This window comes from uncultured Thiodictyon sp. (genome assembly GCF_903946935.1).
In the GTDB taxonomy this organism is placed as follows: Bacteria; Pseudomonadota; Gammaproteobacteria; order Chromatiales; family Chromatiaceae; genus Thiodictyon.
The window spans coordinates 1-16,557 of sequence record NZ_CAJAXH010000271.1 but is presented as its reverse complement, the minus strand read 5'-3'; the positions used below and the strand labels follow the sequence as shown (position 1 = coordinate 16,557).

General features: G+C 65.3%; 9 protein-coding genes. 7 read left to right on the top strand and 2 right to left on the bottom strand.

The annotated features are described in order from the left end of the window. Nucleotides 1-84: 84 nt before the first annotated feature. A complete protein-coding gene (locus tag QZX93_RS24065) occupies nt 85-999 on the bottom strand; it encodes a hypothetical protein (RefSeq protein WP_295394981.1) in 915 nt (304 codons plus the stop codon). Between the two features lie 539 nt (nt 1,000-1,538). Here QZX93_RS24065 and QZX93_RS24060 point away from each other — a divergent pair. Continuing rightward, a complete protein-coding gene (locus QZX93_RS24060; protein ID WP_295390665.1) occupies nt 1,539-9,287 on the top strand; it encodes a type I polyketide synthase in 7,749 nt (2,582 codons plus the stop codon). Beyond that, complete coding sequence (locus QZX93_RS24055) at nt 9,271-10,641, top strand: aminotransferase class I/II-fold pyridoxal phosphate-dependent enzyme (protein ID WP_295390663.1); 1,371 nt, start codon at nt 9,271-9,273, stop codon at nt 10,639-10,641. Before QZX93_RS24060 ends, QZX93_RS24055 begins: the two co-directional genes overlap by 17 nt. 207 nt (nt 10,642-10,848) lie before the next feature. Here QZX93_RS24055 and QZX93_RS24050 read toward each other — a convergent pair whose 3' ends face one another. Continuing rightward, nucleotides 10,849-11,190, bottom strand: coding sequence for a hypothetical protein (locus QZX93_RS24050; RefSeq protein ID WP_295390660.1), 342 nt, complete (start codon nt 11,188-11,190; stop codon nt 10,849-10,851). Nucleotides 11,191-11,281: 91 nt separating this feature from the next. Between QZX93_RS24050 and QZX93_RS24045 the strand changes: the two genes are divergently transcribed. From QZX93_RS24045 to QZX93_RS24025, 5 genes are all read left to right on the top strand, one after another. Then, entirely contained in the window at nt 11,282-12,586 is a 1,305-nt protein-coding gene (locus tag QZX93_RS24045) for a capsule biosynthesis protein (protein ID WP_295390657.1), read from the top strand. An 8-nt stretch (nt 12,587-12,594) separates the two neighbouring features. After that, on the top strand, nt 12,595-13,380 hold the full coding sequence (locus QZX93_RS24040) for an ABC transporter permease (protein WP_295390655.1): 786 nt from the start codon (nt 12,595-12,597) through the stop codon (nt 13,378-13,380). Nucleotides 13,381-13,436: 56 nt separating this feature from the next. Continuing rightward, nucleotides 13,437-14,027: an ABC transporter ATP-binding protein gene (locus tag QZX93_RS24035; RefSeq protein ID WP_295394979.1), complete on the top strand. Its 591-nt coding sequence runs from the start codon at nt 13,437-13,439 to the stop codon at nt 14,025-14,027. Further along, nucleotides 14,002-15,597 carry a glycosyltransferase family 1 protein gene (locus tag QZX93_RS24030; protein WP_295390651.1) on the top strand — a complete coding sequence of 532 codons (1,596 nt, stop codon included), beginning with the start codon at nt 14,002-14,004 and terminating at the stop codon, nt 15,595-15,597. The genes QZX93_RS24035 and QZX93_RS24030 overlap by 26 nt, the downstream gene beginning before the upstream one ends. Next, nucleotides 15,594-16,557: hypothetical protein (locus tag QZX93_RS24025; RefSeq protein ID WP_295390648.1), on the top strand; the 964-nt coding region annotated here is incomplete at its 3' end. The genes QZX93_RS24030 and QZX93_RS24025, both read left to right, overlap by 4 nt.

The window sequence follows — 16,557 nt, the reverse complement described above, 5'->3', positions numbered from 1 at the left end:
CTCGGTCTGGGCGTCGCGCTCCTGGGCGAGGGTGGCGAGCTGGGCCTGGCGCTCGGCGGCGAGCTCGGTCTGGGCGTCGCGCTCCTAGGCGAGGGTGGCGAGCTGGGCCTGGCGCCCGGCGGCGAGCTCGGTCTGGGCGTCGCGCTCCTGGGTGAGGGTGGCGAGCTGTGCCTGCCGTTCGGCGGCGAGTGTGGTCTGGGCGTCGCGCTCCTGGGTGAGGGTGGCGAGCTGTGCCAGGCGCTCGGCGGCGAGTGTGGTCTGGGCGTCGCGCTCCTGGGTGAGGGTGGCGAGCTGTGCCTGGCGCTCGGCGGCGCGCTTGGCCTGGGCATCGCGGACGAAGATGGCGTCACCAAGCGCAGGGTGCAGCCCTTCGCTCAGGGCCACCTGCCGGAATCCCTGGGGGGTGAGGTACGCAGTCAACTCCGCCATTGAACTGCCTTCGACGTCCAGCAGCTCAGGGTTCAGGATGGCGCGTGAACACACTAAGTCGAGCTGGTCGAGGTAGCGGCCCGCGCCCGCCAGGATCGGTAGGGCGGGGAAACAATCAATGACCAACCAGTTGGCTTGGGCCGCGAGCTGCGGGTGGCTGGTGTCAAGGAACTGGTCAAGCCGACGTTGGGGGAGTTTCAGTGTCTCCAGCTCGCGGAGGTTCGGCCACAGCGCGCGCAACCGTTCGATTGGGACGCAGCCGTTCGCTGATGGGTTAGACGTGACTAAAAACGGAACTGATTCAGCCTCATCGGCGCCAAGCAGCAGGCTTGCCGAGTGCCACTGCGGAGCCTCGGCGACTGCGTTTGCAAGCTGATCGGCCACCGCCGGGTGGGCATCGATCATCACGACCTGCGCGACGGCCAAGTCCTTCCATTGGCGGCCCGCGATCCCTCCGTTACCTGCTCCGATGTGTATCACGCACTGCGGGGGTGTCACGTGGCGCATGACCGCCAGGCCGGCCGACACCGAGGCGAGGGGCTGGTTAACGGGCAGGGTAAGGGGTTCCATGTTGTGTTCCGATTCAACGGGGCGGCGGGGGTTGCGCAGTTACATCCCGTGATAAATGGGGCGTCTGTCAGCGGCATTTCGTGTGTTGCGCCAAGCCAACACATGGGTCAAACGGGTTGTTAAGTGCCTGTTTAAGCGGCGGTAACCTTACTTTTTGGTGGCACCTACTTACCCTGAGGAAGTCTAGTTTAAACGACATCCGGCGGCCTTGGCTAGGGGTGCTGCGCTTGCCCACCTAACATCGCTGCGCCGCAGTCGCCTTCTGGTAGGCCACTCTGCTAGAATCGGGCGGCTATTTCGATTGTTCGGGTAGATCGGGTCGCTGGGTACGGTCGGCAGTGTTTGCGCTCAAGCCGTTTCACCTTTGGTAAGGTCCGGGGCCTTAGGGGCAAGTGCGGACGCTGACGGCAATTCGGTGTGCAGCGCTTGTCGCCAGCCGCCAGGCGGGGCCATTCGCGGGGACCTGTGTCGTCTGTTCGTGGGAGTCGTTAAGCCTTTTGCTACGTTGGAGTAGGTCTTTGGATCAGGCAGCATCGTACATGGTATCGAATGAATCTTCTGATGATTTGGCCATTGTCGGCGGCGCCTTCCGGTTTCCCGGGGCCAGCACTCGCGGTGCCCTGTGGGAGATGCTGATCGGCGGTCGGGATGCGATCAGTCGGGTGGCGGCGGATCGCTTCGCCCAAGAGGTCTTCGAGCACCCGCGCAAGTCAGAGCCAGGCACCTCCTATACCTTTGCCGCGGGTTCCTTGGGGGATGTGGCTGGGTTCGATGCGGAGTTTTTCGGGATCTCGCCGCGCGAGGCGATCCAGATGGACCCGCAGCAGCGCATCCTGCTGGAGTTGGCGTGGGAGGCCTGCGAGGATGCGGGCCTGCCCCCGTCGCGCCTGCGCGGCACCCGCTGTGGGGTCTTTTTGGGGATCTCCGGGACCGACTACGCGTACCGGCGCGCCGACGACCTGGCGTCCATCGACGCCACCACCATGACCGGCAACACGGCCAGTATTGCCGCCAACCGTCTGTCCTACGTCTTCGACCTGCATGGTCCGAGCATGGCGATCGATACCGCCTGCTCATCGGCGCTGGTGGCCTTCCATCAGGCGTGTCGTTCGGTGCGCAGCGGCGAGTCGAGTGCGGCCTTGACCGGGGCGATCGGCCTGCATCTGCATCCGTTCGGCTTCATCGGATTTTCCAAGGCAACGATGTTGTCCCGGCGGGGCCTCTGCACCCCCTTCGACGCGGACGGTGACGGTTATGTGCGTTCCGAGGGCGGGGGGCTCCTGCTGATCAAGCGGCTCGATCAGGCGCTCGCCGACGGCGATCGGGTGCTGGCCGTGGTGCTGGGTTCGGGCTTGAACACCGACGGGCGTAAACAGGGTCTGACCGTGCCTAATCCTCAGGTCCAGGCGGAATTGCTCGCGGACATCTATCGGCAGTGCGGCATCGCCCCCGACGAAATCGACTATCTCGAGGCCCATGGGACCGGGACCGTGGTCGGCGATCCTTTGGAGACGCGCGCCCTGGGCGAGGCCCTCGGCCGGCGGCGTGCGGCGGGACACCCGCTGCTGATCGGTTCGGTCAAGGGCAATCTGGGCCATTTGGAGGTGGCCTCCGGGATGGCGGGCCTGGTCAAGGCCATGCTCTGTCTGGAGCATCGCGCGGTGCCGCCGACGATCCCCCTCCAGCGGCCCAACCCCAACATCGACTTCGCGGCCTGGAATTTACAGCCGGCCACTGGGGTCACGGCGTTGGATGCGCAGCGGCGCCTGGTGGTGGGCGTCAGTTCATTCGGTTTCGGTGGGGCCAATGCCCATGTCGTTCTGGCCAGTCCCGCGGTTGCCGCGTCCTTGGCGGTTTCGCATCCGCCGCCTGAGTCGCTCCCGGCCCCGCCGCTCATCCTGTCGGCGCGCACCCCCGCGGCGCTGGACGCCCTGGCCCGCGCGATGGCGACCCATCTGCGTGAGCACCCGGACCAGGACCTCTACGATCTCGCGGCCGCGGCGGCCTTGCGTCGTGAGCCGATGCCGCACCGCCTCGCGGTCTACGCTGCCGATCGCGAGTCGCGGGCCCTCGCCCTGGAGCGCTTCGCCGACGGGGCCGCGGTGGCCGGGCTGACCGCCGGCCGTTGGCTGCCCGCCGCGCGCGGTCCGGTCTTCGTCTACGCCGGCAACGGCTCGCAATGGGTCGGCATGGGGCGCGCCTTGCTGGACGAGGATGCCACCTTCCGCGCGGCGATCACCGCGGTCGATGCACTCTTCTCGGCGTGTGGCGGCTTCTCCATCCTGGCGGAACTCGCGGCCCCGGCCGCTGCCGAACGCCTGGCGGCCACCGAGGTGGCACAACCCCTGCTCTTTGCCATCCAGGTCGGGCTGACCCGACGGCTGGCGCAGCTGGGCATCGTGCCAGTGGCGGTGGTCGGTCACAGCGTCGGTGAGGTGGCCGCCGCCTGGGCGTGCGGGGCCTTGACGCTGGAGGCGGCCGTCGCGGTGATTCATGAGCGCAGCGCCCAGCAGGGCACCACGCGGGGCACCGGGCAGATGACGGCCGTGGCCCTGGGTGAGGGTGAGGCGCAGGCGTTGATCGAGTCCCTGGGATTGGCCGATGGGCTCTGTGTGGCAGGGATCAACAGTGAGCGTTCCGTGACGCTGGCGGGGTCGGCGGCGGCCCTGGCGGCGATCGAGTCGGCCCTGGCCGCCCGTGGGGTCTGGTGTCTTCGACTCGCGCTGGATTACGCCTTTCACAGCCCCGCCATGGATCCGCTGCGCGCGGACCTGGTGGCGGCCCTGGCCGCGCTGCGGCCCGCCGACGGGACCATCCCCTTCTATTCCACCGTCACCGGTGCGGTGCTGGCCGGGCATCGGCTGGATGCCGACTACTGGTGGCGCAACGTGCGCGAACCGGTGCGCTTCGCCGGGGCGGTCACCGGCCTGTTGGACGCCGGCTACAACGTCTTGCTCGAGATCGGCCCCGCGCCGATCCTGCGCGGCTATCTCAACGAGGCCAGCAAGAGCGTCGGTCAGGATACCCTGATTCTGCCGACCCTCACCCGCGAGGCGGCCGATCGCGCCCAGGTCGATCGCTGCTTTCACCAACTGTTGTTGAGCGGTGTCGCCTACGACTGGGCGCGCCTGTTCCCGCGGCCCGCGCGCTTCGTCGATGGGCCCCGCTATCCCTGGCAGCATGAACGGTATTGGCTGGACAGTAGCCCTGAGGGGCTCCAGACCCTGGCGCGCCATCAGGAGCATTCGCTGCTGGGGTATCGGCTCCCAGGCGATGCGCCGTGCTGGGAGAATCATCTCGACACCAGTCTTTACCCCTATCTGGCCGACCATGCGGTGGGTGACACGGTGGTGCTGCCGGCGGCCGGTTTTGCCGAGATGGCGCTGGCGGCGGCGGCCCTCTGGCAGCCCGGGCGAGTCAGCGACCTGCAGGGCCTCGACATCTCGACCCCGCTGCTGCTGGAGCGCGATCGCTCCAAGGTGGTGCGTCTGGCGATCGATCCGCGTGACGGTGGTTTCACGATCCGCAGTCGCGACCGACAAAGCACAGACCCCTGGCTGTTGCACGCGGCGGGGCACCTGGCCGAGGTGGCGGCCACCGAGCGGCCGACCGCGACCGCCGCGGTGCCCGAGCGCGCCCCGGACGCCGATGCCCAATTGCACTATCAGCGCACTGAGGGCGTGGGTCTGGACTACGGTCCGGCCTTTCGGGCGGTCGAGCAGGTCTGGATCAGTGCCGATCGGGCAGCCGCGACGCTGATCACACCGGCGTCGGTGGAAGCGGCGGTGGCAAGCGCCCGCCTGCACCCCGCCTATCTCGACGCGGCCTTCCAATTGCTGGCCGATCTGCTGGCGGGGCAGGCGCCCGGGGTGGCCGCGCCGGCCTTCATCCCGATTCGGGTGGAGCGTTTGCGGTTGCTGGTGCCCGGCGCCCGGGTCACGCTGGTTGAGGCCCGCTTGCGGCGTCTGAGTCGGCGCGCTGCCGTGGCGGATTTCAGGCTGTTTGATGGGGCGGGGGCGCTGGTCGCCTTGGTGGATACGGTGCGCCTGCGCGCGGTGCAGCTGAGACGCCCCACCAGCGAGCGCGTGCGACAGATCGCCACGGTCGCCATCCCACGCCCGCGTCTGCGCGACACGGCCCGTTGCGACCTTGCCGCCGCCGCTGACCTGGCGGCCTTGGTCAGCGAACGCTGGTGCGATCCGGAGCGCCTGGCGAGTCGCGCCCGCTATTTCGGTGAGGTCGAGCCCCTGCTGGATGCCATGTGCGGGGCCTTTGCCCAGCGTGCGCTGCGGACCCTGGACCCCCATGGAACCTGGTTTGACCCCGTCCGCTGGTTGGACACCGGGCTGGTGACGGCGGCCAGCGAACCATTGCTGCGTTATCTGCTGCGGATGTTGACCGAGGACGGTGTGTTGGAGTCTCTCGAGGAGCGTTGGTGGTGGCGGGACGAGTCCGCGCTGCCGAATCCTACGGACATCTGGATCAGTCTCATGGGTGACTACCCGGACCATGCCGGGCTGATCGGTCCGGCGGGTCGGGCCGGGTATCGACTGCCAGAGGTCCTCACCGGGGCCATGGGTCCGGAACAGGTCACGCCCGCCGATGCGGATCGGGCCGCGCTTGGGCCACTCGGCGCTGAACCGGGTATTGCCCAACGGGTGGCGGCCAGCGTGTCGGACCTGATCCGCGATCTTGCCGTGCGGCTCCCGCCGGGCCGGCGTCCGCGCGTCATCGAGTTGATCGGCGCCGCCCCGCAGGCGGTGTGTCTCGCGGCGCTGCTCGATGCGCCTCCCTGTGAGTTGGTGGTGGCCGCCCCCGACCGGGAGCGCTGCCAGGACCTGGCCATCCGGTTACGCCAGCGGCCCAGGGTGCGCACCTGCGTCGTCGATCCGGGCGATCCGGCGGCCACCCTGATGACGCTGGGCGGCTGGTTTGACCTGGTCCTGCTGGGCAGTGGTCTGGCCGGTGAGGCCCCGATCGCGCTGCTCGCGCAGGTGCGCTCGCTGATTGCCGAGGGTGGGGTGTTGGTCGTGTGCGAGCAATACCCCTCGCGGGCCCATGACCTGTGTTGCGGCCTGCACCCCGGGTGGTGGTCCAATCGCCAGCCGCCCCGTTCGCGGTTGCGCGCCCCGGAGTCCTGGCAGTCCCTGCTGGGGCGTTATGGCTTCACCGACAGTGCGATCGTCCCGGATGTGCCCACCGCGGACGCGGGGCACTATCTGTTATTGGCCCGTCAGTGCGGCGCGGTGCAGGACCTGGAGGCGGTGCTGGGTGCCCTGGCGGCGACCGGGGCGCCGACCGGTCCTTGGTGCATCGTGATTGATGCGACCCCTTATGCCGCGGCCCTCGGGCAGGCGCTTGTGGCCCTGCTCGCGGGGCGTGGTCGGTCGGCGCTCTGTGTCGTGGCGGCCGAACGCTATGTCGGCTTGGGCGCACCCGGCGCGCCGGTCGCACTCCCGCTCGCGCAGCGCGATGCCTGGCAGCAGGTGCTGGAAGACTTACGCGGCAGTTACGGCGAGCCGACGGCCATCGTCCACTTGGCCGGACTGGAACCGGATCAAATCCCGGTGGATGCGGCGGACTGTTTGAACCGCCAGGAATGGCGCGCTAATGTCGTGCTGGCCGCGCTGCAGGGCGGTTTGGCGGCCGGTCAGCGGCCCGGTTGCTACGTGGTCACCGCCGGGGCAGGGGTCGGCCTGCTGGCGCCCGCGCTGGTCAGGGGGGGAGCGCGCAGCGTGCAGGATGCGCCGCTGTGGGCGCTGGCCCGGGTGGCGATGAATGAGTTTGCTGAGCAGTCGGTGCGCTGGGTGGACTTGGCCGAGTCGGAATCGCCATCACAGGCGGCTGCGCGGTTGGCCGATGAGTTGCTGGAGCCCGATGGCGAGGATGAGGTGATCCTGTGCGGGGGTGCGCGTTTTGTCCCGCGCCTGCAAGTGCTCGGCTCGGAGCCGGTCGTCGCGGAGGCTGCGGCGGGGCCGCAGCGGTGCTATTACCTGGACTTCACCGCCCCCGGCCCACTCAAGAACCTGATTTGGTTGGAGCGGGACGCGGCGCTCCCCGGGGTGGGCGAGGTGGCGATTGCGGTGCGGGCGGTGGGGCTGAACTTCCGCGATGTGATGTACACCATGGGGTTGCTACCCGACGAGGCGCTGGAGAGTGGTTTTTCTGGTCAAACCTTGGGGATGGAACTGGCTGGTGTGGTCACGGCTATCGGAGGCGGGGTCACTGAAATCTGCGTGGGCGAGGAGGTGATCGCCTTTGCCCCTGCCGCCTTCTCCAACCAGGTGACTACCCGTGCAAGTGCGGTGGTTTCCAAGCCCAAGGCGTGGTCCTTCGCCGCGGCGGCGACCGTCCCGACCACCTTCTTCACCGCCTATTACGCACTCGTGGAATTGGCCCGATTGGGCGAGGGTGAGCGCATCCTGATCCACGGCGCTGCCGGTGGGGTGGGGCTGGCCGCCATTCAGATTGCGAAGATGCTCGGGGCCGAGGTGTTTGCCACGGCAGGGAGCGCGGAGAAGCGCGACTGCGTGCGGATGCTGGGCGCCGATCATGTATTGGATTCGCGCTCGCTGGCCTTCGCCGACGACATCCTGGCAATTACTGGCGGTCAGGGTGTCGATTGTGTGCTCAATTCATTGACCGGCGAGGCCATCAACCGCAACCTGCGGGTCCTTCGGCCCTTTGGCCGATTCCTCGAATTGGGCAAGCGTGACTTCTATGAGAATACCCATGTCGGCCTGCGTCCGTTCCGCAATAACATCGCGTATTTCGGCATCGACGCCGACCAGTTGCTGATCGCGCGCCCCGACCTGGCGCGGCGAGTCTTCCTGGAATTGATGTCGCTGTTTGGACGCGCGTTGCTCAAGCCCTTGCCTTATCGTGCCTTCGCGGCCGACGAGGTGGTGGACGCCTTCCGCTACATGCAGCACTCGCGCCAGATCGGCAAGGTGGTGGTGACGCTCCCCCCCGACTTTGCCCCGCCGGTCTCACGGGTGGCGATCCGGGCGCCGTGGTGCCTGCGCGCGGACGCCACCTATCTGGTCACCGGCGGTCTGAGCGGTTTCGGCCTGCGCACCGCCCAATGGCTGGCGGGGAAGGGGGCGAGTTCGCTGGTCTTGTTGAGTCGCCGCGGCGAGGACGGTGACGGCGCGCCGCAGGCCGAGTTGGCCGAACTGCGGGCGGCGGGAGTCAGGGTCTATGCGCCGCCTTGCGATGTGACCGATGCGGCCGCTTTGGCCGGCGTACTCGACGCGATTGCCGCGGACCTGCCGCCCTTGCGCGGGGTCGTCCACGCGGCCATGGTCATCGACGATGGGCTCTTGCGCACGACGACGCCGGCCCAATGGCACCGGGTGCTGGCCCCGAAAGTCCTGGGGGCACTGCACCTGGATGCGGCGACCCGGGGTCTGCCGCTCGACTTCTTTGTCCTTTATTCGTCCGCCACCACCCTGTTCGGCAGTCCGGGGCAGGGCAGTTATGTGGCTGCCAACATGGTGCTCGAGGCCCTGGCGGTGGATCGCCGCGCGCGCGGGGAGACGGCCACCTGTATCGGCTGGGGGCCGATCGAGGATGTCGGTTTCCTGGCCCGCAATGCCGAGATCAAGGAGGCGCTGGTCGCGCGGATGGGCGGTCAGCCCCTGCGTTCGGAGGAGTGTCTCGGCTTCCTGGAGCAGGCGATCGGCGGCGGGCAGTCCAACCTGGGCATCCTCGATCTGGTCTGGGGGACCATCGGGCGACAGCTGGCCTCCGCCGGTGCGCCAAAATTCTCTGAGCTGGCCGCTTACGCGCAGGATGCGGGGGCCGGCGCGGATGGCAGCGACGATCTGCGCCGCTGGCTCGATGGGCTGGAGATCGAGGCGCTGCGGGCGGCCGTGGTCGATATCCTCAGACGCGAATTGGCCGAGATTTTACGCCTGGTGCCGGAGAAGATCGAGGTGACCCGCTCGCTCTATGACATGGGAATGGATTCGCTGATGGGGGTCGAGTTGATCACTGCCCTGGACGCCCGCTTGGGGATTGCGTTGCCGGTGATGGCGGTCAGCGAGGGCCCGACCATCGCCCGCTTAAGCGAGCGCATCGTCCATCAACTGCGCCCGAGTGCCGTGGCCGAGGGTGCAGTGGCCACGACCGACGCGCGCGCGCGCCAAGTCGGGCAGATCGCCGAGCAGCATGGCGATGTCTTGGACCCAACGTGGTTGGCGACCTTTTCACAGAGTATGGATGAACCGTCGGCGCTGAACGCCGGGTCCTTCACCCGCGGGGTGACTGATGACCTGGACAAGTAAGGGGTTTCAAGGCATCGCGGGGCCGATCAAGGACCGCCTGATTGCGCAGGCCCTGGAGCGGCGCGCACGCCAGGCCGAGCAGCGGCTGGAGGCGGAGCAAGACCTCGATCCGTCCAGCGGTCAGCGCCCGGTGCCTGATGGGGAGATTCCCGCGTCATGCTATCGGTTCGATCTCCATCCGGCCTATGCGCGGGTGCGCATCGTCGGTGAAGGAGCGGCCCGCCTCGGTATTCCCAATCCCTTTTTTCGTTCGCACGACGGACTGGCCGGCAGTACCACCGTCATCGCGGGGCAGACCTACGTCAATTACTCCAGTTACAATTATCTGGGGCTGTCCGGGCATCCGGCGGTGAGCGCGGCGGCTAAACAGGCGATCGATGACTATGGCACCTCGGTGTCGGCCAGCCGTTTGGTTTCGGGTGAGCGCCCCCTGCATCGTACACTGGAGCAGGAGTTGGCGCGGGTCCATGGCGTGGCGGACTGTGTCGTCTTTGTCAGCGGCCACGCCACCAATGTGACGGTTATCCCCGTGCTCTGCGGGCGGGGCGACCTGATTTTGCACGATGCCTTGATTCATAACAGTGTCCTGCAGGGCGTCGCCTTGTCCGGGGCCAAGCGGCTGCCGTTTCCCCATAATGATTGGGCGGCCCTTGACCGTATCCTGGATCAGTCCCGTCGCCAGTATCAGCGCGTCCTCATCATACTGGAGGGCGTCTACGGCATGGACGGCGACCTCCCTGACCTGCCGCGCTTTATCGCGATCAAGCGGCGGTACAAGGCGATCCTGATGGTCGATGAGGCGCATTCCTTTGGGGTATTGGGTGAGCGCGGGTTCGGCATCGCTGAACACTTTGGTGTCGCGGGCAGCGAGGTGGATATCTGGATGGGGACGCTCAGCAAGGCGATGGCCAGTTGCGGGGGCTATATCGCCGGCGAGTCGGCCTTGGTGGAACTGCTCAAGTGTACGGCCCCGGGTTTTGTCTACAGTGTCGGAATGGCGCCGTCGGTGGCCGCGGCGGCACTGGCCGCATTGCGCATCCTGTTGGCGGAGCCGCAACGCGTGGCGCGGCTGCATGAGCGGGCGAGACTCTTTTGGGATCTCGCCCGCGCGCGCGGGCTCGACGTCGGCCTCAGTCAGGGGCTGTCGATCATCCCCGCGATTACCGGCAGTTCGATCAAGGCCGCCCGCCTGTCAGAGGCGCTGTTGCAGCGCGGCATCAACGTCCAGCCTATCCTCTATCCGGCCGTCAGCGAGCGCGCCGCGCGGCTGCGCTTTTTCCTGAGCTGCGACCATACCTTGGAGCAGATCAATACCACCGTCGACGCCTTGGCCGCTGAGTGGCGTCGACTGTGATGATCCTGTCCGGTGCTTGGCCGCGTGCCGTAGCTCGCTCCTTGCCCTTGCCATCGCCGATGGGTAAAGCTAGAATCCAGACTCGCAGGGGATTGGTTTTCGTTATCACCGCTGTGTTGGCCCTCCTCGTCAGCGGGAATGCCCCCGATCCTTCGGCCTAATTCAATCGAGCCGCCGCTAGCCCATGTCCGGTTTGACAGTCGATTGTCATTCGGCGAAACCCACGAAACGCAATGCACCGATGGTGACAGGATCAACGCCCATGCCCGGGACCGGCCAGTCCGAGTCAGCCGCCATCAGTGAGGCTGCCACACCCAATGCCCCCATGTCCAGGGCCGGCCAGTCCGAGTCACCCGTCACTGGCGCGGCGGCCACAGGGAAGGCCCCCATCTCCGGGGCCGGCCAGGCCGAGTCAGCCGCCACTGGCGCGGCGGCCACAGGGAAGGCCCCCATGTCTGGGGCCGGCCAGTCCAAGTCAGCCGCCACCGGCGCGGCGGCCACAGGGAAGGCCCCCATGTCCGGGGCCGGCCAGTCCAAGTCAGTCAACATCGGTGCGGCTGCCAGAGGAAAAACGCCGATGCCGGGGGCTGGCCAGTCCAAGTCAGTCAACGCCGACGCGGCAGCCAGAGGGAAAGCGCCGATGCCCGGGGCCAGCCAGTCCGAGTCTGCCAACATCGGCGCGGCGGCCAGAGGAAAAGCCCCCCTGCCCAGGGCCGGCCAGACCAGTTCAGTCAGCACGGGCGCGGCCGGCACAGGAAAAAAACCCACGCACGGTACCGGCCAGGCCAACTCAGTCGTCGCCACCGAGCCGCAGCGCGGTATCTTCGCCCGCCTGCGCGGCATTGATCGCCTGTTTCTGTTGACCGTGCTCGTACCGACTACGCTGGCAGTGCTGTATTTCGGTTTTATTGCCTCGGACATCTTCATCTCCGAGTCCCATTTTGTTGTTCGCAACCCCGGGAGCAAGTCCAGCGGCGGCTTGAGTTCCCTGGTCGGTGGGGCCGGGGGCGGCTTGGCGGCCCTTGCCGGGGCCGGCTCGTCAAGCTCCCCCGGCGACAGCTCCAGCGTCACTGACTTCATGAACTCACGTGATGCGCTCAGACAACTCGATAAGGAATTCGATTTCAAGCGGTTGTTCGGCTCGCCCCAGATCGACCGTGTGAGTCGCTTTGCTGGCCTGGACTTCAACGACAGCTTCGAGGCCCTTTTCAAGTATTATCAGAACCACGTTACCGCGACCGTGGATGCAACGACATCGATCAACGTATTGACTGTGCGCGGTTTTAAAGCGGAAGACGTTCGGCGCATCAATGAGCGCCTGCTAGAATTGGGTGAGCAATTGGTCAATGCCCTCAATGAGCGTGGCTTCAAGGATACGATCCGGTTCGCTGAAGACGCCGTCACGGAGGCCGAGCACCGTGACCGACAGGCCGCCCTGGCGGTATCTGGTTATCGCCACCGGGAAGCGGTTTTCGATCCCTCGCAGCAAGCCGGTCTGCAGCTGCAGGCGGTCGCTACCCTGCAGGGTGAGTTGAGTGCCGCGAAGACGCGTCTGGCGCAGATTCGCAGCCTGGCCAAGGACAATCCGCAGATTCGCTCATTGGAGCGACTGGTGGATGCCACCCAGGCCGAAATCGACGTCCAGAGCGATAAGGTAACCGGCCGGTTGTCACTGGCGAATAAATCTGCGGAGTACGAAGGGCTCGTTCTTGAGAAGGGTTTCGCCGATAAACAGTTGGAGACGGCCCAAGCGTCCTTGGTTCAGGCGCGTAACGATGCAGTGAGCAAGCAACTCTATCTGGTCCGCACCGTGCAACCGAACCGGCAGGATATTGCGCTGGAGCCGCGGCGTCTACGCAGTATTCTTGCGACCCTGGTGTTCGGCCTCATCGCCTGGGGGGTGCTGTCCCTCTTGGCGGCTGGGGTGAAAGAGCATCAGGGTTGAGCGCTGACATGGGCCACACGACAGGCTTTCGCCGTGCCCTGGGGGTCCAGTTCCGGGTCATCGGCGCACTGTTGATGCGTGAGATCATTACCCGCTACGGTCGGGACAACATCGGCTTTTTGTGGCTCTTCGTCGAGCCGATGATGTTTACTATGGGGGTGACTACACTGTTTAGCTTCCGTCACGGAAGCAGTCCTGTGCCGATCATCCCGTTCGCCCTCACCGGTTATTCGACGATCTTGTTGTGGCGTAATGGCTCGAACCGTTGTGCCAAGGCGATTCAGCCTAACATGGCGCTCCTCTATCACCGTCAGGTCACCATCCTCGATCTGTTTGCGGCACGCTTGCTGCTCGAGGTTGCCGGGGCCACGGTGTCGCTGGTTACGCTCTTGTCGATCGTTATCTTCCTAGGTCTGACAGAGAGTCCGTCCGACCCTTTGACTATGGCGGTGGGTTGGCTGTTGATGGCTTGGTTCGCTGCCGCCCTTGGTCTCATTGTCGGGGCCATGACTGAGCGCTCCATGGCGTTTGAGCGAATTTGGCATACTGTAACCTATTTGATGTTCCCCCTGTCCGGGACCTTTTTCATGGTGGACTGGTTGCCTCCCTCAATCCAGGGCTGGGCCTTGTGGGTGCCGATGATCAACGGGACTGAGATGATTCGCGATGGCTATTTTGGCCACCTCGTGCCTACCCATTACAGTGCGAGTTACCTCGCCACCGTCGATCTCGTGATGCTGTGGATTGGTCTGCGTCTGGTCGAGAGCGGACGGCATCTGGTAGAATTGGAATGATAAGGCTCGACGGGGTCAGCAAGACCTATTATACCCGCAAGGGCGCTCGGCGCGTCTTGGACGACATCACGCTTATCATTGCACGGGGCGAAAAGGTCGGGATTCTCGGTCGTAACGGGTCCGGTAAGTCGACCCTCATCCGCCTGATCGGGGGCGTCGAGTCACCGACGAGCGGGTTTATCCAACGGAGCATGAGTGTCTCTTGGCCGTTGGCCTTCAGCGGCGGCTTTCAGGGCAGCCTGACCGGACTCGACAATCTCCGCTTCATTTGCCGTATCTATGGCGTGAATATTGCTCGAGCGATCCCCTTTGTCGAGGAGTTCGCCGAGTTGGGGGTCTATTTCAGGGAACCCGTCAAAACCTATTCGACCGGCATGCGTGCGCGGCTGGCCTTTGCCCTGTCGATGGCGGTCGAATTCGATTGCTATCTGATCGATGAGACGCTGTCCGTTGGCGACTCCCGATTCCAGGAAAGATGCCATCACGAACTCTTCGATAAGCGTGCCGAGCGCGCTTTGCTCATCGTCTCACATGTGCCCGACCAGATCCGTAAGTATTGCAGTATCATTTATGTACTGAACGAGTCGCGCGTGGCGCGCTTCGATAATGTCGATGAGGCCTATGAATACTTTGCCAAGTGCGGGTGAGAAAACCCGAGTCCTGTTCGACCTCAAGCCCGCCCTCGACGGCTATGCCGGTATCCCTCAGGAGACTCGCCTGTTGTTTCGCGGCCTGCGGTCGCTGGATGGGTGTGATGTCGTCGGCCTCATACAGCATGGCGGTCGCCAACTGCGTGCCGGCGCGTCGCGCGAGCAATTGGCGCTCCCCGTCGCCTCGCGGATCTACCGGTCATCGCGTGCGATCTTGTCACTGCGTGAGGTGCCCCGTGTGACTGGGAGCGAACGGCCATCTGCGGGGGGCGGCGTCAATCTGAGCCCCGCAGCGGTGGCGGAGGCGATCTGGGGCTTTTTTTATATCAACCTGGCAATGATCGCGGCCTGGTTTGGCGCTAATGTTAAGCCGGGTTCTATCGAGGATGGTCTGTTCGATGACTTCATTTGGCGGACATTCTTCAGCAAGACCCTGCAGCCGGCCGATAAGGCGCTCGTGACCGCTGCCCGTTTTCGTATCCTGCGGCAGTCGCGCAAGCGCTTCCATCAGATCGGCCTGGCTGGGCGACGCTATTCATCGGTGCCGCACTACCTCGGTGTCGACACGCAGGAGTTCAATGTGTTTCTGGCCCAGACCCCCTTTCCTGCGCGGGTGTCACCGGGGACGCAGCTCGTGGTCCGTTATCACGATGCGGTGCCGCTGTTCATGCCCCACACGATCAGCGACAGCGCCTTTCATCAGGCATCCCATTTCTATGCGTTGCAGGAGAATGTACGTGCGGGTGCCTGGTTTTCCTGCGTCTCAGCCGCGACCCGTGACGACCTGCTCAAGGTGTTTCCGGCGGTCGAACCCCGCACCGCGGTGATTCACAATATTGTCTCAGACGACTATTTCGAGGAACAGTCGCCGCCCGAGGTGGTGCGACAGATCGTCCGCAATCGTGTAGCCAAGGTTCATGCCTTCACGACCGATATCAGGTTTCTGGATGCCGCCCTCAGTGGGGCCGGTAGTAGCGGCCTGGATTATTTGCTGATGGTCTCGACCATCGAGCCACGCAAGAATCACTTGTTGCTGACGGCGGCCTGGGAGCGTCTTAAGTACGGCGCCATGCCGCGCTTGCAGCTCGTGGTGGTCGGTCACCTTGGCTGGGCCTATCAGCCGGTGCTCGAGGCCTTCCGGCCCTGGGCTGAACGGGGCGATCTGCTGTATCTGAACAATGTCCCTTCTGCAGAATTGCGGGTGCTCTACCGGCATGCGGCGGCGACCCTGTGTCCGAGCCTGGCCGAGGGGTTTGACTACTCGGGGATCGAGGCGATGCGCTGCGGGGGGATCGTGATTGCCTCCGCCATTGCCGTGCATCGCGAGGTTTTCGGTGGGGGTGCCGTGTATTTTGACCCTTACTCTGCCGAGGATGCTGCGACGGTGATTACCCAGGTCTTGTCCGATGATGGAAAAGCGTTACGTGAACGGTTGCGTGGCGAGGGCGCGCGGATCTCAAATCGCTACACCCCGGCCGCGATTCTGCCGCAATGGGAAGCCTTTCTTGACAAAGTGCAGCGTGCGCGCCTTGGGTCTGGCTGGTGTGGTGAAGGGGGGAGTCAATGAAGATCGTTCTGACCTGTGGTGACCCTTATTCGGGTTATGAAGGCGTCCATGCCGTATTGGTATCCGGCGGGTTGGTTGAGGCCCAGCCGTCGCGGCGCGAGGGGTTGTCCGTCGCCGTGTTTCATGACCAGGTGCTGAAGGCCCGGGGCTTCGATCCAATGCGCCCGGAGGCCGTGGTCCAACTCGACCCAGGCAGGATGTGGGGCCATCTCGCGGTGGACCTGTTGCTCGGCAACCGGGGTCATGAAACTTGGGGTTTTGCCGATTCCAGGTTGCCGTGGTTATTGGACTTCTGGTCCCAATTCGATCCGCATATCCGATTTATTTTCACCTATGGTACGCCGGCAGAGGCGGCGGCCAAGCGGTTGTCCGAGGGTGGCGTGACCCTTGCTGCGCTGCAGCAAACGATCAATTCGTGGGTGGCCGTGCAGTCCGCGATGCTCAGGTTCTATCACCGTCACCGCGAGCGCTGTCTCTTGGTCAATGCGGCTGCCGCGATCCGAGGCCCCGCGTTCTTCCTGGACGAGGCAAACGCACACTTTGGATTGCAACTGAAATATGGAGCGGCCGAGTCAGCGGTGGTGCTTGAGGCGCCCTCCCCATTGTCAGCGCTGATGCTGAGGTCGCTTGGCCTAGACGACTCGGCGGCCCAGGCCTTACTGGCTGAACTGGAGGCCGCCGCCGATCTCGCTGCCGGTGAGAGCGCTACGCCTGAACTGGACCTGTCCAGTGCCCTCGCGGAGTACGCCGCGCTGGTGTCAGGCCTCAAAAAGTTGAGGTTGGAATCGGATACTGGCCGAACGGCGCTGGCCGCTGCCCAATCGGCCTTGACCGAACAGCAGGCAAAGCGGGCTGAGGCCGAATCGGCCTTGACGGGACTTGAGGATAAGCTGGCTGCCGCCGAAAAGGCCTCGTCGGCACAGACGGCGAAGCTGACCGCCGCCCAAGCGGCCTTGACGG

Coding starts and splice junctions, on each gene's coding strand:
- QZX93_RS24065 (WP_295394981.1), bottom strand. CDS start 999: ATGGAACCCCTTACCCTGCCCGTTAACCAGCCCCTCGCCTCGGTGTCG.
- QZX93_RS24060 (WP_295390665.1), top strand. CDS start 1,539: ATGGTATCGAATGAATCTTCTGATGATTTGGCCATTGTCGGCGGCGCC.
- QZX93_RS24055 (WP_295390663.1), top strand. CDS start 9,271: ATGACCTGGACAAGTAAGGGGTTTCAAGGCATCGCGGGGCCGATCAAG.
- QZX93_RS24050 (WP_295390660.1), bottom strand. CDS start 11,190: ATGTTGACTGACTTGGACTGGCCGGCCCCGGACATGGGGGCCTTCCCT.
- QZX93_RS24045 (WP_295390657.1), top strand. CDS start 11,282: ATGCCCGGGGCCAGCCAGTCCGAGTCTGCCAACATCGGCGCGGCGGCC.
- QZX93_RS24040 (WP_295390655.1), top strand. CDS start 12,595: ATGGGCCACACGACAGGCTTTCGCCGTGCCCTGGGGGTCCAGTTCCGG.
- QZX93_RS24030 (WP_295390651.1), top strand. CDS start 14,002: ATGAATACTTTGCCAAGTGCGGGTGAGAAAACCCGAGTCCTGTTCGAC.